This is a genomic window from Runella sp. SP2, from assembly GCF_003711225.1.
GTDB lineage: Bacteria > Bacteroidota > Bacteroidia > Cytophagales > Spirosomataceae > Runella.
The window spans coordinates 4,314,591-4,336,613 of the sequence record NZ_CP031030.1; the positions used below are offsets into that span (position 1 = coordinate 4,314,591).

Annotated in this window: 22 protein-coding genes; 15 read left to right on the forward strand and 7 right to left on the reverse strand. The window is 46.6% G+C overall.

Annotated elements, in window-relative coordinates; all coding sequences use genetic code 11:
• The first annotated feature begins 121 nt into the window (after positions 1–121).
• Together DTQ70_RS17195 and DTQ70_RS17200 are read left to right on the forward strand one after the other, a co-directional pair.
• A complete protein-coding gene (locus DTQ70_RS17195; RefSeq protein WP_122931952.1) occupies positions 122–595 on the forward strand; it encodes a DUF456 domain-containing protein in 474 nt (157 codons plus the stop codon).
• 207 nt (positions 596–802) lie between these two features.
• Positions 803–3,217, forward strand: coding sequence for a TonB-dependent receptor (locus tag DTQ70_RS17200; protein ID WP_122931953.1), 2,415 nt, complete (start codon positions 803–805; stop codon positions 3,215–3,217).
• Positions 3,218–3,434: 217 nt separating this feature from the next.
• Here the strand turns inward: DTQ70_RS17200 and hutG are convergent, their stop codons facing one another.
• Positions 3,435–4,385 (reverse strand): formimidoylglutamase, encoded by a 951-nt coding sequence (gene hutG, locus DTQ70_RS17205; RefSeq protein ID WP_122931954.1) that lies wholly within the window; start codon positions 4,383–4,385, stop codon positions 3,435–3,437.
• A gap of 74 nt (positions 4,386–4,459) precedes the next feature.
• On the opposite strand from hutG, the gene DTQ70_RS17210 reads away from it, so the two are divergent.
• Positions 4,460–4,675 (forward strand): DUF2281 domain-containing protein, encoded by a 216-nt coding sequence (locus DTQ70_RS17210; protein ID WP_122934453.1) that lies wholly within the window; start codon positions 4,460–4,462, stop codon positions 4,673–4,675.
• 2 nt (positions 4,676–4,677) lie between these two features.
• Positions 4,678–5,073 carry a type II toxin-antitoxin system VapC family toxin gene (locus DTQ70_RS17215; protein WP_122931955.1) on the forward strand — a complete coding sequence of 132 codons (396 nt, stop codon included), beginning with the start codon at positions 4,678–4,680 and terminating at the stop codon, positions 5,071–5,073.
• On the opposite strand, the gene hutI is transcribed toward DTQ70_RS17215, so the two are convergent.
• The 5 genes from hutI to DTQ70_RS17240 form a co-directional block, all read right to left on the reverse strand.
• Positions 5,074–6,285 carry an imidazolonepropionase gene (hutI, locus tag DTQ70_RS17220; protein ID WP_122931956.1) on the reverse strand — a complete coding sequence of 404 codons (1,212 nt, stop codon included), beginning with the start codon at positions 6,283–6,285 and terminating at the stop codon, positions 5,074–5,076.
• A gap of 117 nt (positions 6,286–6,402) precedes the next feature.
• Positions 6,403–8,100 (reverse strand): urocanate hydratase, encoded by a 1,698-nt coding sequence (gene hutU / locus DTQ70_RS17225; RefSeq protein ID WP_122934454.1) that lies wholly within the window; start codon positions 8,098–8,100, stop codon positions 6,403–6,405.
• Positions 8,078–9,619, reverse strand: a complete 1,542-nt coding sequence (hutH, locus tag DTQ70_RS17230) for a histidine ammonia-lyase (RefSeq protein ID WP_122934455.1) — start codon at positions 9,617–9,619, stop codon at positions 8,078–8,080. Before hutH ends, hutU begins: the two co-directional genes overlap by 23 nt.
• Before the next feature lie 85 nt (positions 9,620–9,704).
• A complete protein-coding gene (locus DTQ70_RS17235; RefSeq protein ID WP_122931957.1) occupies positions 9,705–10,202 on the reverse strand; it encodes a MarR family winged helix-turn-helix transcriptional regulator in 498 nt (165 codons plus the stop codon).
• Between the two features lie 288 nt (positions 10,203–10,490).
• A complete protein-coding gene (locus DTQ70_RS17240) occupies positions 10,491–11,600 on the reverse strand; it encodes a D-TA family PLP-dependent enzyme (RefSeq protein WP_122931958.1) in 1,110 nt (369 codons plus the stop codon).
• Between the two features lie 255 nt (positions 11,601–11,855).
• Between DTQ70_RS17240 and DTQ70_RS17245 the strand changes: the two genes are divergently transcribed.
• Entirely contained in the window at positions 11,856–12,854 is a 999-nt protein-coding gene (locus DTQ70_RS17245; RefSeq protein WP_122931959.1) for a ribonucleoside-diphosphate reductase small subunit, read from the forward strand.
• Positions 12,855–12,988: 134 nt separating this feature from the next.
• Here the strand turns inward: DTQ70_RS17245 and DTQ70_RS17250 are convergent, their stop codons facing one another.
• Entirely contained in the window at positions 12,989–13,603 is a 615-nt protein-coding gene (locus DTQ70_RS17250) for a deoxynucleoside kinase (RefSeq protein ID WP_122931960.1), read from the reverse strand.
• A 250-nt stretch (positions 13,604–13,853) separates the two neighbouring features.
• On the opposite strand from DTQ70_RS17250, the gene DTQ70_RS17255 reads away from it, so the two are divergent.
• The 10 genes from DTQ70_RS17255 to DTQ70_RS17305 all read left to right on the forward strand — a co-directional run bounded on the left by DTQ70_RS17255 (position 13,854) and on the right by DTQ70_RS17305 (position 22,020).
• Entirely contained in the window at positions 13,854–14,828 is a 975-nt protein-coding gene (locus DTQ70_RS17255) for a rhodanese-related sulfurtransferase (RefSeq protein WP_122931961.1), read from the forward strand.
• A gap of 422 nt (positions 14,829–15,250) precedes the next feature.
• Positions 15,251–15,595 (forward strand): protein-tyrosine-phosphatase, encoded by a 345-nt coding sequence (locus DTQ70_RS17265; protein ID WP_122931963.1) that lies wholly within the window; start codon positions 15,251–15,253, stop codon positions 15,593–15,595.
• A gap of 24 nt (positions 15,596–15,619) precedes the next feature.
• Entirely contained in the window at positions 15,620–16,717 is a 1,098-nt protein-coding gene (locus DTQ70_RS17270) for an AraC family transcriptional regulator (RefSeq protein ID WP_122931964.1), read from the forward strand.
• Positions 16,718–16,817: 100 nt separating this feature from the next.
• Positions 16,818–17,258 carry a hypothetical protein gene (locus DTQ70_RS17275; protein WP_122931965.1) on the forward strand — a complete coding sequence of 147 codons (441 nt, stop codon included), beginning with the start codon at positions 16,818–16,820 and terminating at the stop codon, positions 17,256–17,258.
• 11 nt (positions 17,259–17,269) lie between these two features.
• Positions 17,270–18,034 carry a helix-turn-helix domain-containing protein gene (locus DTQ70_RS17280; protein WP_122931966.1) on the forward strand — a complete coding sequence of 255 codons (765 nt, stop codon included), beginning with the start codon at positions 17,270–17,272 and terminating at the stop codon, positions 18,032–18,034.
• A gap of 107 nt (positions 18,035–18,141) precedes the next feature.
• Positions 18,142–18,531 carry a DUF1398 domain-containing protein gene (locus DTQ70_RS17285; RefSeq protein WP_122931967.1) on the forward strand — a complete coding sequence of 130 codons (390 nt, stop codon included), beginning with the start codon at positions 18,142–18,144 and terminating at the stop codon, positions 18,529–18,531.
• A 69-nt stretch (positions 18,532–18,600) separates the two neighbouring features.
• Positions 18,601–20,064, forward strand: coding sequence for a capsule assembly Wzi family protein (locus DTQ70_RS17290; RefSeq protein WP_122931968.1), 1,464 nt, complete (start codon positions 18,601–18,603; stop codon positions 20,062–20,064).
• A 90-nt stretch (positions 20,065–20,154) separates the two neighbouring features.
• A complete protein-coding gene (locus DTQ70_RS17295; protein ID WP_122931969.1) occupies positions 20,155–20,595 on the forward strand; it encodes a DinB family protein in 441 nt (146 codons plus the stop codon).
• A 13-nt stretch (positions 20,596–20,608) separates the two neighbouring features.
• The gene (locus tag DTQ70_RS17300) at positions 20,609–21,547 is read left to right on the forward strand and encodes a DUF3445 domain-containing protein (RefSeq protein WP_229599960.1); all 939 of its coding nucleotides are present in this window, start codon (positions 20,609–20,611) and stop codon (positions 21,545–21,547) included.
• Positions 21,548–21,582: 35 nt separating this feature from the next.
• The gene (locus tag DTQ70_RS17305; RefSeq protein WP_122931970.1) at positions 21,583–22,020 is read left to right on the forward strand and encodes a hypothetical protein; all 438 of its coding nucleotides are present in this window, start codon (positions 21,583–21,585) and stop codon (positions 22,018–22,020) included.
• The last annotated feature ends 3 nt before the right edge of the window (positions 22,021–22,023 follow it).

A 22,023-nucleotide genomic window follows, 5' to 3' on the forward strand; every position in this document is an offset into this window, starting at 1 on the left:
TGGTGACTGAGCCGCTTTCGTTAGCATTTAACTTCCGCCAGCTCAAAATTTAGTCGGCAAAGATACGATGCCTAAGCGTTTTTTCTGTTATTTGAATGTTAGTTTTTAAATAGTTAACCTCATGGACATTCTCTTACTCATTTTAGCCATTGCTGGGTTGTTGGTTGGGCTTGCAGGCGCCGTTCTTCCCCTCCCTGGGCCGCCATTAAGTTTTGTTGGTCTGTTGTGCCTTTACTTTTGCAGCTACGCCACCATGAGCTCATGGGTATTGTACTCGTTTGGATTTGTGACGGCCATTATCACTGTATTGGATTACTACGTACCCATTTGGGGTATCAAAAAATTTGGTGGGAGCCAATACGGCACTTGGGGCTCGACCTTAGGGCTACTGCTTGGCTTTTTTGTCATTCCTGCCTTGGGAATATTTTTAGGGGCATTTTTAGGAGCACTGGTAGGCGAACTTATTGGCGGGATGGCCTTCGACAAAGCCTTAAAAGCTGCTTTTGGCTCATTTTTGGGCTTTTTATCGGGAATTGTAATGAAAGTAATTTTGTGTTTGGCCATGATTATTTACGCCGTTATGGCCTTGGTCTAAACATTTTTTAAAAACTTTCGACCTGCTGGCGTGGGGGGATTACCGTGGCGAGTTGTCATCTTAGCAAATAGCCAAGAAAACAAACCTCTGTAAACTTTCTCCCGTCGCCCAGTAGGGTAGCCTTGTACATTGTACTTGCCTCTTACAACACCGCTTTTGCTCGGTGACGGGATTCTTTTTGTCTAAAAATCACAATCCTCAAAAGCCATGCAAAGCTACTTTCGTTTAAAAAACAATCGTTTCCATCACCTTTTTTCGCGTTACTCGTATTTTTTCATCGCAGTCATCACCCTCTTGCTTTCCACCTCACAAACCTCTCATTCACAAACTCTTACCCAAACTATTCGCGGGATTGTGGTTGATAAAAACGTCCAAATGCCCATTGCAGGAGTGAGTATTGTACTGGTGGGTAGCCAACCACTCCGAGGTACAACAACTAGCAGCGAGGGCGACTTTGTTTTGCCCAATGTGCCGATAGGCCGTCAAACGTTGAAAGTGACGTATATGGGCTACAAAGAGATGGTTATGAGCAACATCACGGTCAATGCGGGTAAAGAGTTGGTTCTTACCATCGGCCTCGAAGAAGACATCACGCAGTTGGCCGAAATCACGGTCAAACCCACCGTTGAAAAAGACAAACCCCTCAACGACATGGCCACGGTAAGCGCCCGTACGTTTTCGGTCGAAGAAACTCAACGCTATGCCGCCGCTGTCAACGACCCTGCGCGCATGGCAACGGCCTACGCGGGGGTAATGTCAGCCGACGACGGGGGCAATAATATTGTCATTCGGGGTAACTCGCCCAACGGCCTGCTGTGGCGAATGGAGGGCATTGATATTCCCAACCCCAACCACTTTTCGAGTTTGGGTGCTTCGGGTGGTGGTATTTCGATTTTGAGCGCGCAGGTATTGACCAACTCTGATTTTATGACGGGCGCTTTCCCCGCCGAATACGGAAATGCACTCTCGGGCGTATTTGACCTTAAACTCCGCAAAGGCAACAACCAAAAGCGCGAATACACTGTTCAGGCGGGACTTTTGGGCCTAGACGTGGCTGCCGAAGGGCCTTTTTCTTCCAACTATAAAGGTTCTTATTTGGTCAACTATCGCTATTCAACCCTCGAACTTTTGAGCAAAATTGGACTTCCCGTCGGCGATTTTGCCCAGCGTTTTCAGGATATTTCGTACAACATTTCGCTTCCTACCCAAAAATGGGGCAAATTCACGCTCTTTGGTTTTGGTGGATTGAGCAACAGCACGGGGGAAGCTAAAGCCGATTCTACCCTGTGGAAAACCGACGGAGACAAACGGTTTGACTTCCAATTCAAATCAAATACGGGCGCTTGGGGCGCAACGCACTCACTTAACTTCAGCCCAAATGCCTTATTAAAAACGGTGGTGTTGTATTCGACCTACGAGAACGGTTTTCAACAAAAACGGTTGTCCGATACCTATGCCCTTGAGCCACGGTACGACGAAAACTATCAACTCAACAAACTCTCAGTAGCAAGTACCCTCAATTACAAATTTAGCGCCCGACTTGCCCTCCGCACAGGCGCGATTTGGAGCCATCAGAAGTACGATTTTTTCCGCGAAGGCTGGAATGCCGAAGCTAAAAAAATTGAGCGGTATGTGTCGTCCAACGGCCAAACCGCCACTTTACAGCTCTTTGCCCAAGCCAACTACAAGCTATCTGAGCGAATGACGGCTAACCTTGGGGTACATACCTTGCGCTTATTCCTCAACAACCGCCAGAGCATCGAGCCTCGGGCCTCGGTTAAATGGGACTTCGCAGCGGGGCAGTCATTGGCGCTGGGCTATGGACTTCATAGTCAGTCACATCCGTTGGCTTTGTACTTTTTTTCCAAAACAGCAGGCGATACGCCTAACTCTCTCCCCAACCAATCGCTTGATTTTTCAAAAGCTCACCACTTAGTTCTCTCTTACGACCGTCTCCTCAACGAGCATACCCGCCTCAAAACCGAAACCTATTACCAGTCACTTTATGGTGTGCCCGTGAGTGCTAACCAACGCGATGCCTTTTCGCTGCTCAATGCACTGGATGGTTTTATTAATCAACCTTTGGCCAACGATGGGAAGGGCGAAAACTACGGAATTGAGCTGACCCTAGAGCGTTTTTTACACAATAACTTCTATTACCTCGTCAGTGGCTCGGTTTTTAAATCAAGCTACCAAGGTTCCGACGAAATTTGGCGTAGCACGCGTTTTGACGCAGGAGGAGCAGTGAATGTATTGGTGGGCAAAGAATGGCAACTAGGTCAAGGAAAAAACAACGTACTGGGTATCAGCCTCAAAACCACGTACATGGGCGGCTACCGCACCACGCCCATTGACCTCGCGGCTTCCCGCAGCCAAGGACAAACAGTATGGATTGATGCCCAAACCAACCAAGATAAGTTGGATGCGTATTTTCGGTCGGACGTGCGGGTAAGTTGGAAGCGCAACAAAAACGGTTTTACCAGTACGCTTTCTCTCGACCTTCAGAATGCCACCAACCGCCAAAATGTGTACAATTATTATTTTGATTCCAACCTCAACGAAATCCGAACGGTCTATCAACTGCCGCTCATTCCTGTCTTGAACTACCGAGTGGAGTTTTAGGGAGTAAATGAATGTAAAGTTTATTGCATTTATTTCAAAACACATAGAACACATTAGAATAAACACAGAGTGATCTATGTTTTCTAGACAATTAGCAGAAAACCATCTGTATATCAACACTTTGAGTTTTTCTTTTTCATACAACTTGGCTGATTATAAATTTATAATCAGCCAAGTTGACCCATTTTTACCCTAATTTGGCTGATTATAACAAAAATTACTTCACCCCAGCATTCACGATTTCAAACACCAAACTAGCCGCCAAGCGAGCAGTGCGGTTGTCGATGTCGAGGCTAGGATTAAGCTCGGCGATGTCGGCACTCACAAGTTTGGGCGACGAAAGAATGGCTTGCAGTGCTTGCCGAAAGGTACGGTCGGGCACCAGGCCATTGTACGCCAAGGCACTCACCCCTGGCGCGTATGGTGCCGCAAACACGTCCATACAAATCGTCAAATAGACTTTGTCAACCCGTTCCATGAAGACCGCAATCGTGTGCAAAATAAGCATGATATTTTCTGGGTAAAAATCGTCGGCCAAGAGGTGCTTTACGCCGTAGTGTTTGGCGGTAGCAAACAAACGTTGGGTATTGCTATTGGTCTGAATCCCCAAAGCCAAGTAATGAAAATCGCTTTCTTCCTGCGCCAATTGCCAAAAACCCGTCCCTGAACTTGCCCCCACCGCAGGGTCAGGCTCACGAATATCGAAATGCGCATCAAAATTGATGATTCCGATTCTTTGGCGGGGAAACGCCTTCCGAAGGCCTCGAAAATGCCCGTACATGACTTCGTGGCCACCTCCAAATACCATCGATCGGTAGCCCAGTTGGACGAGTTGCTCCACGGTGTCGGCCAGTTCGCTTTGGGCTTCTTCGAGCTTCGTGCCTTCGCACACGCAATCGCCCACGTCCACCAGCGCTCCTTTGGTCAGCGAATGTGCTGGGAAATTGGCACAAACCGAACGAAGCACACTCGGTGCAGCACTGGCGCCTAAGCGGCCTTTATTGCGGCGCACGCCTTCGTCGCAGGCAAAGCCCAGTAGGGCAATGGCTTTACGGGCGGTGAGTTCGGCCAGCGGTGTACATTCCACCACTTGGTACCAGCGCCACAAATCGGGGGCATCGCCGTCGTTGCGGCCTTGCCAGAGGTTGGGTTGAGGGGGGTGAGGCATATTTTGGATGATTGCGTACTTTTTTGGCAAAATGCGTTATTTTTACTTTACAATTCAAAAAACAGCTGTCCCAAATGGTAACGGAGAAAAAAATCTTAGCTGAAATCTATCAACTTCCCGAAAGTCTCAAATTGGAGGTTTTGCACTTTGTGACCTTTTTAAAGCAAAATCAAAATTCTCAAAAAGTAGAAACGAAAAAAAAAGAGCGAGTTTTTGGCCTATCGAAAGGGAAATACAAAATGAGCGATGATTTTTCAGCGCCTCTTGATGATTTTAATGACTACATGTAACGATGAAATACCTAATTGATAGTTGCACTTTTTTATGGTTCAATGAAGGCTCCAATAAAATCAGCCCATTAGCGCATCAACTCATACGAGACCCAAACAATGAGATATACATCAGCATAGCCAGTTTGTGGGAAATTTCTATAAAAACATCACTTCATAAGCTCGAAATAGCGGGAGGGTACAACACTGTAATAGAAGATATTATCACAAATAATATGGATATTTTGTCAATCAATTTCTCGCATACTTTAATTCAAAATAAACTACCTTTCTATCATCGGGATCCTTTTGACAGAATGATTGTTTCTCAAGCTATTGCTGAAAATATGAACCTTATCAGTAGTGACGTGATATTTGACTCATACTTAGCTACTTCACCAGTGAAGAGAATCTGGTAATCACCACACCCCGTACGGTTTCAACCTCCCTTGTTGGTAAAGAACTTCTCGGCAATCGGCGCAAGCATATCCTTGTAAATCAACCGAGTACCCTGTTTCAATTCGCCCCACTTCCGTTAATTTCAACGCCTTAGCGGCTCTGAACGTCAGCCCTGCCAGTACCTCGGCCGTGCTTAGTTTTTGATAGGTAGCCAAAATAGCCGCTTGGGTCAGCAAGTCGCCCATCGGGGCAGAACCTGGGTTAAAATCGGAGGCAATGGCCACGCAAGCCCCCGCATCCAAAAGCTTGCGGGCGGGAGCAAAAGGCTCACCCAAGCCCAACGACGCCCCTGGCAAAACCACCGCCACCGTATCCGACTGCGCCAAGGCATGAATCTCCTTTTCGGTGCTCGCTTCCAAGTGGTCGGCCGACAAAGCCCCCATCTCCACGGCCAACGTCGAACTTCCTGCCGTAAACTGGTCGGCATGAACCGTCAGGTCAAAGCCCAATGCCTTGGCTTTCTGTAAAAACTGCCTACTTTCGGCAAGCCCAAACGCCGATTGCTCCACGAAAATATCCACCCGTTGGCTCAGTTGCTCGGTGCGGATTTGGGGCAATAATTCTGCCGTTATCCATTCCAAATACGCCTCCTGCGAACCCTCAAAGTCTTTGGGCTTGATATGCGCCGCCAAACAAGTCGGTACGATACGTGCTTTCGAATGAAAAAACTGCTGCACTCGCCCAATGACTCGCAGCATTTTCAGCTCATTTTCAAGGTCTAAGCCATAGCCGCTTTTAATTTCGAGCGTCTTGATACCCTGCTGCAACAAACGTTCTACCCGCCCGAGGGTTAGCTCAAAAAGGGTTTGTTCGTCGCAGGCTCGAGTTTGGCTTACACTGCTCCAAATCCCGCCGCCCGCCGCCGCAATTTCGAGGTAGGTTTTTCCCGCATTGCGGGCCGCAAAATCGTTAGCACGGCTTCCCGCAAAACAGGTATGCGTGTGGCAATCCACAAAACTTGGCAGCAGCACCGTCGGTTGGGTGATTTCCTCCACCGTCGCCTCTGGGTACATTTTTACCAACGACTCAAACCCACCCACGGCCTGAATCCGTCCGTTATGGAGTAGCACCCCGCCGTCTTTGATAACCTCCAGTGCTTCGTCTTTAAGGACGCCCTTCTCGGGCAAACCCCGCAAGGTCACTATCTGCGTAAATGGCCCAAGTAATTTCATATCAAACAGTCTCCTCTAAATCTCACGGTACTGCACAGGCGGCTCTGTACCGTCTCGACCCAACGGAAGAAGCTTTATGTTTTTGATTATTAAAGTGTTACAAAAAAAGGTGAATTTTTATATTATTCCCCCATTGGGGGTTAGGGGGCCGCTCAACCCAAATTTATCGGCCCAGTGGCTCGCTTTTTCGTAGCCCGCATCGTGGTGCCTAAACACACCCATGGCAGGGTCGTTGTACAACACCCGTCGGAGACAGGCTTCGGCACGGTCGGTTCCGTCGGCCAACACCACCATACCAGCGTGTTGGGAGTAGCCCATGCCCACGCCCCCACCGTGGTGAAACGACACCCACGTTGCCCCGCCTGAGGTATTGGACATGAGATTGAGTAGCGTCCAGTCCGAAACGGCATCGGAGCCATCAAGCATCGACTCCGTCTCACGGTTGGGCGATGCCACCGAGCCGCAGTCGAGGTGGTCACGTCCAATCACAATTGGGGCTTTTACCTTGCCCGTTTTTACCAACTCATTGAAAATCAAACCCGCTTTTTCCCGTTCGCCCATGCCCAGCCAACAAATACGGGCGGGCAAGCCCTGAAACGCAATCTTGGTTTGGGCCTCGGTGAGCCATCGAATCAAGGCGTTGTTTTCGGGGAAAGCCTCCATCAGTGCCTCGTCCGTTACCCGAATATCGTCGGGGTTACCCGAAAGCGCCACCCATCGAAAAGGCCCTTTGCCTTCGCAAAACAACTGCCGTATGTACGCAGGCGTAAACCCAGGAAAGCTAAACGCATTGGGTTCACCTCCCTGACGGGCAAACTCCCGCAGGTTGTTGCCGTAGTCAAACACAATCGAACCTCTTTTTTGCATTTCGAGCATCAAGCCCACGTGACGAGCCATGCTTTTTTTGGAGCACATTTGGTAATCCGCAGGGTTTTCTTGGCGAAGTTGTTTAGCTTCTTCCAAACTCATTCCGTGGGGAACGTACCCATTCAGCGGATCGTGTGCGGAGGTTTGGTCGGTCAAAATTTCGGGGATAATGTTGTCTTCTAACAGTTTTTGCAACACATCGCCAATGTCGCCCACCAGCCCCACCGACACGTTTTCGCCTTTGGCTTTGGCTTCCAGCACCCAGCCGACGGCCTCGTCGTAGCTGTGCGTCATGCGGTCGATGTAACGCGTTTCGAGGCGTTTCTGAATGCGGGTGGGGTCAATGTCCACGCCCAAAAACGTAGCCCCCGCCAGCGTTGCGGCCAACGGCTGTGCGCCACCCATGCCGCCCAAACCGCCCGTTACCAGCAATTTACCCCGCAGGTCTCCTCCAAAATGTTGACGACCACATTCTACAAAGGTTTCGTACGTTCCTTGCAAAATGCCTTGGGTACCAATGTAAATCCAGCTCCCTGCCGTCATTTGCCCGTACATCATCAACCCTTTGGCTCTCAACTCATTAAAATGCTCCCACGTGGACCACGCAGGCACCAAATTACTGTTGGCGATGAGCACTCGGGGTGCTTGCGGATGCGTACGCACGATGCCCACGGGCTTTCCCGACTGCACCAACAACGAATGTTCTTCGTCCAATTCCAGCAAAATTTCGATGATTTTTTGCAGCGACTCACGGCTGCGAGCTGCTTGTCCGATGCCGCCGTACACCACCAATTCATCGGGATTTTCGGCCACTTCGGCGTCGAGGTTGTTCAATAACATCCGCAACGGCGCTTCCGTTTGCCACGACTTGGCGTGCAGTTGCGTTCCTCTCGGCGCTTTGTAGTGCGGGTGATTGGCGTAGGTTTTAATAAATTCGGAAGTCGTCATAGTGCTCATTGAGGTTACAGGTTTCACTCACGAGATTCGGAAGAATGTCGGTTTGTAGCAGTTGATGAAGGGTAGCAATATCGTCAGAGAAGATTTTGTCTTCGGTCGCAAACGGCACGTGTTTTCGGATTTCGCCCAGGAGTTTTTCCATCACCGCACTCGATTGCAGCGGTCGGCGAAACTCCAGCGCTTGGGAAGCATAGAGCAGCTCAATGGCCAAAATATACTCCAGATTATCAATCACTTGGTTTAATTTTCGACCACTGATAGAACCCATCGAAACGTGATCTTCCTGTCCCAGCGAGGTAGGAATGCTATCGGCAGAAGCAGGGAAACAGAGGGATTTATTCTCAGAAACCAACGCCGCCGTTGTGTACTGCGGAATCATAAAACCAGAGTTCAGACCCGTTTCTTTCAACAGTAGTTTAGGCAAGCCAAAACGCCCTTCGAGCATCAAATAACAACGGCGGTCGGAGATGTTGCCCACTTCGGCAGCGGCCAAAGTGGCGTAGTCGAGTGGTAAGGCCAAAGGTTGCCCGTGAAAATTTCCCCCGCTGATGGTATCGTGGTCGCCCAGCACCACGGGGTTGTCAGTTACGGCATTAAGTTCAATTTCAGTCAATTCTTTCAGATGCAGCCACGCATTGCGAGACGCCCCGTGTACCTGCGGCATACAACGCAACGAATAGGGGTCTTGTACTCGACCGCAGTCGGTATGCGAGGCCAATACCTCCGAGCCGTCTATCAGTCGCCGTAAGCGCTGCGCCACCAGCATACTCCCCCGAAACGGTCGAATTTGGTGCAAACGGGCATCAAACGGCTTTACCGAACCCATCAGCGCTTCCAACGAAAACGCCCCGATGAGGTCGGCCATTTCGAGGCAGTGGTGCAGGCGAGCCACCCCACGCACCGCATGGGCCAAAATAAACTGCGTGCCATTAATGAGCGCCAATCCTTCCTTGGGCCCTAGCTCAATCGGAGCCAACTCAAAATGCGCCAAGGCGTGCGCCGTGGGCACTTTTTGCGCGTTCCAATACACGTATCCCAAGCCAATCAGCGGCAAAAAAAGGTGCGCCAAAGGTGCCAAATCGCCCGAGGCTCCCACCGAACCCTTTTCAGGAACGACGGGGATAATATCATTCTCGATGTGCCAAAGGATACGCCGAAGGGTATGGAGGCTGATCCCCGAATACCCCTGCGCTAAGGCATGAACCTTGCAAATGAGCATGGTTTTGGCGATTTCGGGCAAAATCGGGTTGCCCACTCCCACGCTGTGGCTGATAAGCAAATTGTACTGAAGCGTCTTGGTTTGTTCTTCCGAAATAGGCGTATCGCACAGCGGCCCAAAGCCCGTATTGATGCCGTAAACGGTTTCGTGCTGCGCCACGATGTTTTTCACAAACTGATGGCTTTCTTCTATTTTTTGGACGACCTCTTCGCAAAGCACTCCTTGGAGTTTGCCTTCGACGAGTTGCAGGGTTTTCCCTACCGTCAGGGTATCTTTACCGTAGAAAAACATAGAATAACGTTTAAGTACTGGTTTAATCGTCGAGCAAAAGTTTTCAAGCATTAACACTTTAATTATCAGCAAAATAAAGTTTCCCCTATCGGGGGAGATTTAGAGGGGGCTGCTTCAACAGTCGTTGGCTTAGCGATTTTTGGGCAAAACTTTGTTCGACACTCAACAGCGACGACAGCAGGGCAGCATTCGCTTCGTTTTCTTGCATCAGCTCCTGCATCGCTTCGTCAAGCTCCGCCCACACGGGTTCTACAGCTTGTTGCAGTTGACGCCCCTGCTCAGTAAAACGAATCAAGCGCTTACGGCCGTCGTGTTCGGAGGGATAGCTTTCAAGCAACCCTTTCTGTTCCAAGCTTTTCGCCAATTGGCTTATGGCTGAGTGCGACACTTCGAGGGTTTCGGCAATGTCGATGAGCGAAATGTGTTCGTTTTTTGAAATCAAATAGAACATCGAGAACCACGAGGCATCAAAAGGAATGCCCTTTTCGGCATAGACCTTGTTTACTTCCGACAAAAAATATTCACTGAGTCGGCGCAGGCGACTTCCCAAAATCAACCCGCCCAGTTTTTGATAAAAATTCATGGCACAAATTTATATAAGTACTTATATAAATTACAATTATTTTTAGAAAATAAATTATTTTTCTAAAAAAAGAACTTCTCCGCCAATGCAGAAGAAGTCCTTTAAGTGTTAGTAGATTCTCAAATCTGATAATAGCGGTTTTGAGAAACCGCTTGCACACTAATTGTGCTGTCAGATTCTCAAATCTGACATCGAAGGTTTCTCAAAACCTTGCGTTCAATTCATTCGGTTTTGGGAAACCACCTGAACCACCTTCCCGAAAGTTTTGGAACTTTCGGGAAGGTGAAACTACACTGTAATCCTACGTTTGCGCCCCAATACCTGCCATGTATCCACTACCGACTGATTTTCTACAACGTAAGCTTCGTCATAGAGGTTGACGGTAGGACAAACGTGAAATGGCACGCCGTACAATACATCGCCAACATTTATATTTTCCCAATTTTCTACGCGGATAACGCCGTGTTCTTCGCTTTGCCCCACGAGTTCGTAATTGTCAAGATTCAAAAAGCGAATCCGTTTGTCAATCGGGTTTTCGGCCGCGACGGCTTTGTGCCCCATGTCCACGGTAATAAAACCTACTTTCGGTTTCGAAATCACGCGGGTAAGTACCAGTGCTGCGTATTCAAACGGTTGTTCGGGAAGTTTATCGCCGTAGCCCCAGTCCCACAGCACACAAGTACCTGGGCTGCAATACGTTTCGACATGAAGTGCGTGAACGGTAAACGTAGGCGTTCCGCCCGCTACAATGATGGGGCGCGGCAATCCTGCTTCTGCGATGGCTTCTAGGAAATGTTGAACATCCACAAATCCGTCTTCTACTTCGTGGCGGCGCGACTCAAAATCGGGCGTCCGCAAGTGCCCATCATATACGTGCAAGCCGTGGCAGTTGATGTTGGGGAGTTGATGCAACAATTGATAAAGGCCAAGAATATCACCATCAAGGGCGTGTCCCGAGCGATCCATCCCGCTGTTGACGTCCAAAAACACATCACTCACCAAGCCACTTGCGCCAAAAACGTCATTATGTTCTTTTGCCACCGACGCACTATCAATCAAAGAACCTACAAAAACGTCGGGATATTGTTGACGAAACGCTAGTAAACGCTTGACTTTCGGCCCCATCAATTGGTGCGCAATCACCACGTATTTTGCTCCTGCCACTGCGGCCATTTCGGCTTCGGCAATGGTCGCGCACTTAAATTTTGAGATACCAGCGGCGAGCATCATTTTAACCACCTCAGGCATTTTATTGGTTTTAACGTGCGGATACAAACGTTCGGCATTGCCCGCAATGTCAATCATCTTTTGAATGTTGCTTGCCACTCGCTCTTTATAAATCAGCAACGATGGCGAATCTGCTTGCTCCTCGTTTTGGAGCTTATACCATGGAGACATAAAGGTTAATTTGGGTGAATTGGTCAAAAATACGATGGTTCGTACAGACTTTCCAAACGCTTATACGTAGGCCACATAAAAATATCAAGAATTTACTTTTCGGAACTAGCTCAAATGAAACAAGTTAGCACCAACGGTGGTTGTATTTTTTTACTTACTTGAAAAGGAGGTGCGCTACGTCAATGACACAGTCCGTCAAAGTTGGTAAATTTGTTTCGCTAACATACCCGATAAACTTTAACATCTAGCAATATTATGTCACAATTAGAAGTCGCCAACGCTGTAGAACCTCTGTTGGTTGAAGACCCCAACCGCTTTGTGCTTTTCCCCATCAAACACCACGATATTTGGCAGTTTTACAAAAACCACGTGGCAACGTTTTGGGTGGCCGAAGAGATTGACCTTGCGTCTGACCTTCAACACTGGGAAAACCTCAACGACGGCGAGAGACACTTCATTTCGCACGTTTTGGCTTTCTTTGCGGCATCCGATGGTATCGTTAATGAAAACTTGGCCGTCAACTTCCTAAGTGAAGTACAATACGCTGAGGCTAAGTGCTTTTATGGATTCCAGATTGCCATGGAAAACATCCACTCCGAAACGTATTCGTTATTGATTGATAGTTATATTAAAGACCCTATCGAAAAAGACCGTATGCTCCGCGCCATCGAAACGATTCCGTGCGTGCAGAAAAAAGCGGATTGGGCGTTACGTTGGATTTCTAATGGTTCGTTTGCCGAGCGCCTCATCGCTTTTGCAGCCGTGGAAGGTATCTTTTTCTCAGGTTCGTTTTGCTCAATTTTCTGGCTCAAAAAACGTGGTTTGATGCCTGGATTGACGTTCTCAAACGAACTTATCTCGCGCGACGAAGGCTTGCACCGCGACTTTGCTTGTTTGCTTTATACCGACCACATTATCAATAAATTGCCAGAAGAAGACATTTACAGCATCATCCGCGACGCCGTAGAAATTGAGCAAGAGTTTGTTACGGATGCTTTGCCTGTTTCGCTCATCGGGATGAACGCCACTTTGATGAATCAATACATCGAATTTGTGGCCGACCACCTTTTGGTATCGTTGGGGTTGAAGAAAATTTACAACTCAACCAATCCGTTTGACTTCATGGACATGATTTCGCTCCAAGGAAAAACCAACTTCTTCGAGAAGAAAGTGGGTGAGTACCAAAAACCTGGGGTGAAAAACTCTAGCAAAGAGCGTGATGTTCAAACCCTTAGCTTCGACGCTGATTTCTAGGTTTGACATCGCTTGGTACTGCAACAAAAAAGGAAGCCGAGGCTTCCTTTTTTGTTTACTGAGTTTGTCGTTGGTCGGGTTGTGAGCAACCCTCTGCACGTGAGTCGGGTTGCTCACAACCCGACCGACACACCCTACCGATACCCTAAGGTACGGTTCATTTCGGTGACGATGTAGTTAAAATCATCGGGGTTATTTTCAAAATCAAGGTCGTTGACGTCGATGGTCAACAGCGTACCATCGATGTACGTATCGGCGAAATTTTCGTACAATCCATTGAGATTGAGTAAATATTCATCGCTAATGGTTTGTTCAAATTCACGTCCACGTTTCTGAATCTGACGACGAAGTTTGGGCAAATCTGCCTTCAAGTACACGATAATATCGGGGGCTTTGATGGCATTGGTAATGGTTTCGTACATCATCAAATAGTTCTGATAATCACGGGTTTCCATCAAGCCAGAATCGGCCAAGTTTTTCGCAAAAATAAACGCGTCTTCGTAAATCGTACGGTCTTGAATCACCGTCTGATAGTGCATCGAGCGAATCTTTTGGGCTTGCGAGAAACGACTGTTGAGGAAAAACACCTGAAGATTGAACGACCAACGCGCCATGTCTTCATAAAAATCGGCCAAGTAAGGATTTCCTTCTACGGCTTCGTACAAAACTCCCCACTTGTAGTGTTCTGAGAGTTTGCGAGCGAGCGTAGTTTTACCAGCTCCGATGTTTCCAGTAATTGCAATGTGCATGATAGGGTAGAGTTAAACCGTTATGATAAAGTTTTAAGTGGTGGTATCGATTTTTAGACGAAAACTTTCATAAAAAGTATGCGAATATAGTCAGACTTTTATACTTTTTCTGACTCATGCCCTTACTTCTCGGCCAGCTCCTAAGTTTTTTGTAATTTTGCAGGAACGTTATTTGCTGATTTTCAATTTCTAACTATACCACAGAAAAAATAGAACTCAGCTTTATGTTGTACTTCTTATTATGAGTCAAATGAAACCTTACAGTGTTCTTTTATACTATCAATACGTGCCCATCGAAGACCCACAGGCTTACCGTGATGCGCAGCACGAGTTTTGTGTCAATAACAACCTCCTCGGGCGCATCATCATTGCTCCCGAAGGGCTCAACGGTACTGTATCGGGGCTAGTCGAAGACTGCGAAGCTTACATGCAGTGGGTGAAAGCCGACCCACGTTTTGCGAGTATCGACTTCAAAGTGGAATACCACGAAAGTCATACGTTCCAAAAACTGCACGTACGCCTCAAGGAAGAGATTGTCAACTCAGATTTGCCCGTGGACCCGCTCAAACAAACAGGGGTACACCTAGAACCAGACGAGTTTAAACAATTGCTCAAAGAAGACCCTGATTTGGTGGTGATTGACATGCGCTCCAACTACGAGCACAGCGTTGGGAAATTCAAAGGAGCGATTACGTTTGACATGGAGAACCTGCGCGAGTTGCCGCAGCATATTCAAGAGATTGAGCACCTCAAAGGCCAAGGTAAGAAGATTGTTACTTATTGTACGGGTGGTATCAAGTGCGAAAAAGCCAGCGCTTACCTCCTCGACCAAGGTTTTGACAACGTTTATCAGCTTCACGGAGGTATCATCAAATACGGCCTAGAAGCGGGAGGGGAAGATTTTGAGGGAAAATGTTACGTGTTCGATAACCGCCTCACGGTGGACGTCAACCAAGTCAATCCAAAAGTGATTTCGACTTGCTACGTTTGTGGGACGCCTTCCGACCGCATGGTCAACTGCGCCAACAACGAGTGCAATATCCACGTACCGATGTGCGAAGATTGCGGCTGGAAAATGGAAGGCGCCTGCTCTGATGCCTGCAAGTGTGCGCCCAACAAACGCCCTTACAACGGCACGGGCTATTACCCGCGCAAAAGCGACCACTATACACCACTTCAAGGGCTCAAAAGCTTTAAAAAGTCCACCAAAAAGGCCGAAGCCTAATTTTGTTTGCCCCGTCCCGACGTTCTGTCGGGACGGGGTGGCTTAACGTCTCCGACTTAAAAGTTGCCCGAAAGTTCGTTACCCTACCGAGTCGATTTAGTCAATTTCCCTGCACTTTCCTATCCAGATTTCATTGAGCATATCAAAAGAGTTGGCAGGTTGATTTATAGGAAGATAGAACCCTTTTAAACACCCTAAGTTTTATGTCAACTACTCATGGCTCATTTACCTTTAATGAAATCAGCGATAACCACTCGACTTGGGTAATAGAATAAAGATAAACACATAGGCCACATAGTATTTTCACATAGTACACAAATCTAAAGGTCTATGTTTACTATGTGTTTATTCTAATATTCTCTATGTGTTTTAAAAGGATTACTAACAAATCCTGCATTTATTCGTACACCCAAACTAACAATATGACTGACAATCCTAACGTGCTGGTTATCTGTGGCAAAAACAAGAAACGGAGTAAAACCGCAGAGCATTTGTTTTTGAACGACAATCGTATTCGCATCCGTTCGGCAGGATTAAGTCCCAAAAGCAACCGAAAAATCTCCGAAAATGATTTGCATTGGGCTGATTTAGTGTTGGTGATGGAATACGAACATAAATCAAAAATTAGGGAGCTTTACAGGCATTTGGAACTTCCTACCATCGAGGTATTGGCCATTCCCGACGATTACGAGTACATGGACGAAGAACTTGTAGAAATCCTAACTGACAGAATCAATGACACCCTAGAACGTGTATATGCGATTTAGGCAAACAGCCATTTACGTCAACCAATGAAATTCACCATAAGCGATTTTAGTATTTTGATGGGGGGAGGTATTGCGCTTTTGGTGGCCATAGGCGTTTGGTTGAGAAACAAACAACAATCGTCCATCGCTAACTATTTCCTCATCGCTTTTTTGATTAACTGTTTCATTAGCATTTTCCTCAAAAACCTGTATTTCAATCGGTTACTTGAACACTTCCCCCATTTACTCAAACTCAACCACCCGCTCGGATTACTGCGCCCTGTCACATTTTACCTGTATTTTTACTTTTTGTTTCGCCCACAACTGAAATGGCAAAAAGTTCAATGGTTACACTTTGCTCCTACGCTTCTGTTGCTGGTTTATACCTTGCCTTTTTATTCACTAAGCGCCCGCGACAAAGTGCTTGTTTTCCAGCAAGCCCTCCCCGACCCTGCCCCCAACTTTTTGGCATTTGCGGGCATTACTGTGTCATTCGCCGTTGGCTATTTTTTTCTATCGGTTTATAAATGGTGGCGTTTTCGACCCATCTCCTCACCGACTTCTTTGCCCAAAATCGTTTCTACCCGACGCTGGCTACTACTGTTGCTCGCGGGCTATGCCCTTTATCTGCTTTCGTCGGCGCTGATTTGGCTCCTGCCCTATCCCCAGTACGAGTATTTTTCCTACCAAATTATCTCTCTTTTTTTGATGGCAGGTTGCATCAAACTCCTAAGCCAGTCCGACTTACCTACGTACCAAGTAATGCTTCCGAAATATGCGAAGTCTAACCTCGCTGATGCTCAAAAAGCCCAATTGCAACAGGAACTTCACCGCTTGATGCGAGGCGAGAAACTGTTTTTGAACGAAAAACTGCGTCTAAAAGAAGTGGCAGAAAAAATGGGCATTAACGAAAACCAACTTTCTCAACTTGTGAACGAGGGCGAAGGAATGAGTTTCAACGATTTTGTCAATAAGTTCCGCGTTGAAGCTGCCCAAGAGTTACTGTGCTCGGAGCAATTTTACAAAACAACGATTGAAGCCGTGGGGTACGATGTTGGGTTTGGGACGAGGGCTTCTTTTTACAACGCTTTTAAAAAATTTACGGGACAAAGTCCCAGCGAATTTCGTCGAAAAAGCAGCTAAATCTTGTCCAATCTTACCATTTTTGACGATTACAGGGATTTTTAACCCTACTCTTGCCAAAAAATCACCAAGTTTTAAAAACCAACAAGAGTAGTCTCCCATGAAATCACCCCTTTATTTTTCGCTTAAAACAATCGTCGCTGCCTTTATCTTTGCAGTAGTAAGTCCTTCGGTCAACGCCCAATCGGTCTGGATCATGGATTTTGTGGAAGTCAAAAACGGCAAAGAAGCCGAAGTAGCGTATTTTATTCGGGAAAACTGGCAGGTTTTCCGCGTAGAAGCTCAGAAACAAGGCATTATTACGTCGTATAAAGTGCTAAAAACGACTCCTGATTCGACGGCGGCATTTCGCTATATTTTGATGACCGAATACGCCGACAGCACCGCCGTAAGGCTCAGTGAAGAACGTTTTCGACCTATTTTAAAAGCATTACGCCCCAACGGCCCGCAGTTTTTGAACGAAAGCCGCCCCAAAGATTTTTGGCAAATTCCGATTTCCAAAGAGGCAACCACGTTTATTCATTCAAACGAAAAAAAGTAGCCGAGTAACCCATGAAATTCGACACACATGCCCCAACCGCCCGACTCCAGCCGTACATTAAGTGTTTTGTGGTGTCGGAAAACGACCAAGAAAGCGACTACAAAGTCTTTCCGTCGTCGGGGCTTGTGGTTGGATTTCAGTACCGAGGTCAGCTTACTTCTTACCAAAACGACACCGTCCACTCGCTTGCTTCGGCGGGGATTACGGGGATGTCCGACACCTACAAAATCTTTAAAAACTCCGCTCATATCGGTACTATTTTGGTCTATTTTACCGAGACGGGTTTTGCCCATTTTGCCTCCCAGCCCACGCACGAACTTTTCAATTTGAGCCTGTCGTTGGAGCATATTTTTGACAAAAATACCATCCACGAAGTTGAGGACAAATTGGCTGCGGCCACTACCGACAAACAACGCCTCCGAGTTGTAGAGCAGTTTTTTCTTTCGCAACTCAAAGACATCGAAACCGATAAACTTATCGTGGAAGCCGTTAGACTGATTTACGAAACTAGAGGCAAGATTCGGATAAAAGAACTCAACGAACGGCTGTTTATCAGCGCCAGTCCATTTGAGAAACGCTTCCGAAAAATTGTGGGTACGACGCCAAAAAAATTTGCGTCGATTGTGCGTTTTAATACCGTTTTGACTCAGTTCGACCAACAAAAATCGCTGGCCGATATTTGCTACGAAAATCATTTTTTCGACCAAGCCCACTTCATCAAAGACTTCAAACAATTTACGGGCGATACCCCCGAAAATTTTAAACGCTTCTTGTAGAAAAACGATTTTTTACAATCACAGGCGTGTCCATTGTCGCACCTTTGCAGGGTAATCATAGGACAATAACTACCTATGAATCTGTAACTTTTAAACACCAAGAAGCAATGTTTACTACAGAACAAATTCAATCTGCCCACCGCAAAGTAAAATCAGGCGCCGACTTCCCCGCTTATGTTCAAGAGATTAAGGGACTGGGCGTTACCCATTACGAAGCCTATGTTTCTGACGGCCGTATCGACTACCACGGAGATAATCAACACACGGCTACTGTTCCCGCCAAGTACGCTCCTTTGACAATTGCAGCGTCTCCCAACTATCCCCTTTTTAAAGCCGAATTAGTCGCACACCAACAAGGCAAAACCGATTTTATGACTTTCATCACCATGTGCGCAGGCACGGGCATCGAAAAATGGGCCATTTGTATGGATAAAATGACCTGTACCTATTATGATCTGGCAGGCAATGAGGTATTGGTTGAGGTGATACCTTCGTAACAGCCGCTAGAAATTTTGTACATTTATGCCTTTGATTGCACCAGCATTCTGTATCAATTCAGTTGGTTTATGTATCATCGCATTATCTGTACGCTTTTTTTAGTTCTTTATTTTGGGTTAACGTCAAACGCCCAAGAAGACTCCACTCGTTTTTTTGTGGAAACGGGTGGAGTAGCCGCTACCTCACAGCATACACCGTTTTGGCTTCGTTCTAACCAATTTGGGAGCGTTCCCCTTTCCAATCCATTTGTGTTTGTGAAAACAGGGGCACAAGCTTTTATCGGAACAAAACCCCGCAAAGCCCAACTTCACTTACAAGGCGAAATTATAGCCAATGTAGGGCGTACTTCTTCGGTTATTTTACCCGTGGCATCTGCCACCTTTCGTCATCGCCAATTTGAAGCCTATGTAGGGCGTCGCAAAGAATTTTTTGGGTTGGGCGATACCCTACTTTCCTCTGGCTCTTACGCTTGGTCGGGCAATGCCCTGCCCATTCCCAAAGTTCATATTGGTACACGAGGGTTTGTCTCGGTCCCTTTTACCAAAGACATATTGGCTTTTCATGCCACATTTTCTCACGGTTGGTTTGGTCGCCAAGATTCAGTTCGTAATTACTACTTACATCAAAAAAGTTTTTACGGTCGAATCGGAAAACCCACTTGGAAGGTCAACTTTTTCTTAGGGTTGCTCCACTATGTACAGTGGGGTGGTACGCCAGTTCATCCCATACAAGGAGTCCTTACCGACGGCAAATATCCTTCGTCTTTCAAAGACTACCTTTATTTGACCATTGCCAAATCTCCCGAAGGTACCAGCTATTCCGAATTTGAAACATTCAATCAAATCGGAAATCATTTGGGTTCTATAGACCTTGCTTTTTCGTACAAACAAACCCATTGGGACGTATTATTGTACCACCAACACCCCTATGAAGATAAATCGGGTCTAGCTTTTACAAATTTCCCCGACGGGTTGTATGGGCTACGTCTCAAAAACACCAAAGCAAAAACAGGACGAGGACTTCATATTTCACAGCTTACCCTCGAATACCTCACTACGCTTGACAAAGGCAATAGTATGAACCCTGATTTGCGTAATAGGTACGAACCCGACCCTTATTTTAGACACGCCCAATATACCACCGACTGGACTTATAACCATTTTATCATCGGGACACCCTTTTTTACCCGCTACTTTGACATGAACCCCGCACTCATTGCCCCAGCGTACGTCAATAAACTGACAAGAGGCTACTATGTGGCCAACAATAGCGTAGAACTCTTTCATGCAGGATTGGATGGTACCATTGGACAGGCCACACGCTTCTCTACTCGAATTTCATACAGCAACAACTTCCCAGAATACTTTAAGGACGTGTTTGCCAAAGCGAACCAATTTTCATACCTAGCTACTTTTATTTTCCCTTGGAAAAGATACGGACTCGAAACCAAAGCCACAATTGCGTTTGATTATGGTCAACTCTTTGACAAAAACCTTGGAATGATGTTTTCGGTGAAGAAAAAACTGTTTTAAGATTTTTTATCTGACTGAGAAGTACTTCTACAAGTCTCATTAAGCCCTTATTTAAGAATGATTATATTTGTGAGGTAAACCCTTACAAATATGCCTAAACAACTCCTGACCGATTTACTTTTACAAAATCAACTAACGTGCAGTTTTGCCTTTCAGCAAATTACGCCCGAAAACGCCCATTTACGTCTTAATCCTCAGGCTGCTTCCGTTGGATTTATTTATCGCCATGTAGCCGAAACCATGAACCTGTTTGGGTATTTTCTAGGAATGCCCAGCGAAGTAACCAACACTACGATGGGGCACACCGACGAAGGCCAAGGAAATGATGTTGAAGAAAGCAGTTTATTACTCCAAAAAGGGTTTGATATGTTGCAAAATTGCATTAATTCCACTCCAGATGAGGCGTGGAACGACCCCATCGATACGCCCTTTTTTGGTACGGTTTCGCGCGTGAGAATCTTTTCCCATGTGCTCTTTCACAATGCCCACCATGCGGGGCAAATTGCTTTGACGTTGTCCAAAGGGGCTTAGATATTACACACTCATGCTGCTGCCTTATTTTCCGTTTGAGGAACGCTACTCTTTTACCATGGGCACTTTCCCTCTCAAAGAAACCGACCCTCTGGTAGAAGTTGATGCGCACTATGTGGCCGAAATAACCGAAAAACGTCGCCTACTTGCCGAAGACCATGGTTATTATTTCAACGCACTGCCCGAAACCCATTTGGCACAGTGGGAGGTGCTCGAAAAAGTGCTTCACTCGCTGGCGGCCTTCTATCCTCAGCATTTTCAGTTGACGGTAGAAGGCGACCGTTGGCACTGGCATAATCGCCTTTTGGAAGAACAGCAGTCTTTTGTGTTTGAAGAAAATAGTAGTCTTCCTTGCGCTCCCCTCGATTGGGTGGGTCGCCAAGTACAGGAAGATTTGCTCTTGATGGCCAACGATGAAGCCGTCTCGCTCAAAGCAGGGCAATTGTGCTTCCCTAACGACTGGGATTTAGGGGAAAAATTTGGCAAATCGTTTTTGGACATTCACACGCACATCCCCAAAGTACTTGGCCCCATGATGCTGACCGCCCAAAAGCTCATGGAGCGCCTCATCGCCCATCGGCTCGTGTGGCGTCTTAATTGGAATTTCAAGATTCATAACGCGTTAGATATGTCGTCGAAGTATTTTGTGGCTTCGCGAAAAGAGCTGGCAGAAGTGGGACCTACTCTCACCCCCGACACAATCGGAGAACGATTGTACTTACGCGTAGAACGCCAAACTTTGACGCGACTACCTCGTTCGGGCTACATTTTGTTTGGGATTCATACCTACCAAAATACGCTCGCCAGCGAAGCCAAAGACCTCGACCGCGCGCGTCGGATGTACCAAGTTCTGGCAAGTGCTCCGCGTGAAGTAATTCAGTATAAGGCTATTCCGTATTTTGAAGAGGCACTAATCAATTACTTAAAACAAAACCTTATCGAAACTTTATAGGTTTTAAAAACCTATAAGGTTTGGGCTTACATACTATGAACAACGCACACTACATCTTAGAAAATGGCGTCTTGGAAATTCAAGAGCAACAGTTTTTTATTGATGATACAGAAAAAAAAACATGGAAAACGGAGGTACTTTTTCTCCTTTTTTTCGTGATTTTGGGTAGTGTCAAAGTGGGAGAAGGCATCAAAAAAGACGATTACTTCAAACTGTTTTTGGGAGTGGGTATGTTGGGAGTGGCCGCTTTTTCAATATTCGTCAATAGGCGAAGAACCACTACCCAAGCGGAGGTGTCTTTAGCAGATATTGAAAAAATAGAAATCCATAAGAAAAGGCCCGATAAGTGGTTGGCAGGGCTTATTTTATTGAAAAATAAGAAAGTCCGAACTATCCATCTTAATGAAGACTTTGACAAAGCACGCTTTATTGAAGATATGCGACTACGAGAGATTCCGATTGTGCTAAAGTAATTC

Excerpts from the sequence above, each read along its gene's own strand:
- DTQ70_RS17195 (WP_122931952.1), top strand. The coding sequence starts at position 122 with ATGGACATTCTCTTACTCATTTTAGCCATTGCTGGGTTGTTGGTTGGG.
- DTQ70_RS17200 (WP_122931953.1), top strand. The coding sequence starts at position 803 with ATGCAAAGCTACTTTCGTTTAAAAAACAATCGTTTCCATCACCTTTTT.
- hutG (WP_122931954.1), bottom strand. The coding sequence starts at position 4,385 with ATGCCTCACCCCCCTCAACCCAACCTCTGGCAAGGCCGCAACGACGGC.
- DTQ70_RS17210 (WP_122934453.1), top strand. The coding sequence starts at position 4,460 with ATGGTAACGGAGAAAAAAATCTTAGCTGAAATCTATCAACTTCCCGAA.
- DTQ70_RS17215 (WP_122931955.1), top strand. The coding sequence starts at position 4,678 with ATGAAATACCTAATTGATAGTTGCACTTTTTTATGGTTCAATGAAGGC.
- hutI (WP_122931956.1), bottom strand. The coding sequence starts at position 6,285 with ATGAAATTACTTGGGCCATTTACGCAGATAGTGACCTTGCGGGGTTTG.
- hutU (WP_122934454.1), bottom strand. The coding sequence starts at position 8,100 with ATGACGACTTCCGAATTTATTAAAACCTACGCCAATCACCCGCACTAC.
- hutH (WP_122934455.1), bottom strand. The coding sequence starts at position 9,619 with ATGTTTTTCTACGGTAAAGATACCCTGACGGTAGGGAAAACCCTGCAA.
- DTQ70_RS17235 (WP_122931957.1), bottom strand. The coding sequence starts at position 10,202 with ATGAATTTTTATCAAAAACTGGGCGGGTTGATTTTGGGAAGTCGCCTG.
- DTQ70_RS17240 (WP_122931958.1), bottom strand. The coding sequence starts at position 11,600 with ATGTCTCCATGGTATAAGCTCCAAAACGAGGAGCAAGCAGATTCGCCA.
- DTQ70_RS17245 (WP_122931959.1), top strand. The coding sequence starts at position 11,856 with ATGTCACAATTAGAAGTCGCCAACGCTGTAGAACCTCTGTTGGTTGAA.
- DTQ70_RS17250 (WP_122931960.1), bottom strand. The coding sequence starts at position 13,603 with ATGCACATTGCAATTACTGGAAACATCGGAGCTGGTAAAACTACGCTC.
- DTQ70_RS17255 (WP_122931961.1), top strand. The coding sequence starts at position 13,854 with ATGAAACCTTACAGTGTTCTTTTATACTATCAATACGTGCCCATCGAA.
- DTQ70_RS17265 (WP_122931963.1), top strand. The coding sequence starts at position 15,251 with ATGACTGACAATCCTAACGTGCTGGTTATCTGTGGCAAAAACAAGAAA.
- DTQ70_RS17270 (WP_122931964.1), top strand. The coding sequence starts at position 15,620 with ATGAAATTCACCATAAGCGATTTTAGTATTTTGATGGGGGGAGGTATT.
- DTQ70_RS17275 (WP_122931965.1), top strand. The coding sequence starts at position 16,818 with ATGAAATCACCCCTTTATTTTTCGCTTAAAACAATCGTCGCTGCCTTT.
- DTQ70_RS17280 (WP_122931966.1), top strand. The coding sequence starts at position 17,270 with ATGAAATTCGACACACATGCCCCAACCGCCCGACTCCAGCCGTACATT.
- DTQ70_RS17285 (WP_122931967.1), top strand. The coding sequence starts at position 18,142 with ATGTTTACTACAGAACAAATTCAATCTGCCCACCGCAAAGTAAAATCA.
- DTQ70_RS17290 (WP_122931968.1), top strand. The coding sequence starts at position 18,601 with ATGTATCATCGCATTATCTGTACGCTTTTTTTAGTTCTTTATTTTGGG.
- DTQ70_RS17295 (WP_122931969.1), top strand. The coding sequence starts at position 20,155 with ATGCCTAAACAACTCCTGACCGATTTACTTTTACAAAATCAACTAACG.
- DTQ70_RS17300 (WP_229599960.1), top strand. The coding sequence starts at position 20,609 with ATGCTGCTGCCTTATTTTCCGTTTGAGGAACGCTACTCTTTTACCATG.
- DTQ70_RS17305 (WP_122931970.1), top strand. The coding sequence starts at position 21,583 with ATGAACAACGCACACTACATCTTAGAAAATGGCGTCTTGGAAATTCAA.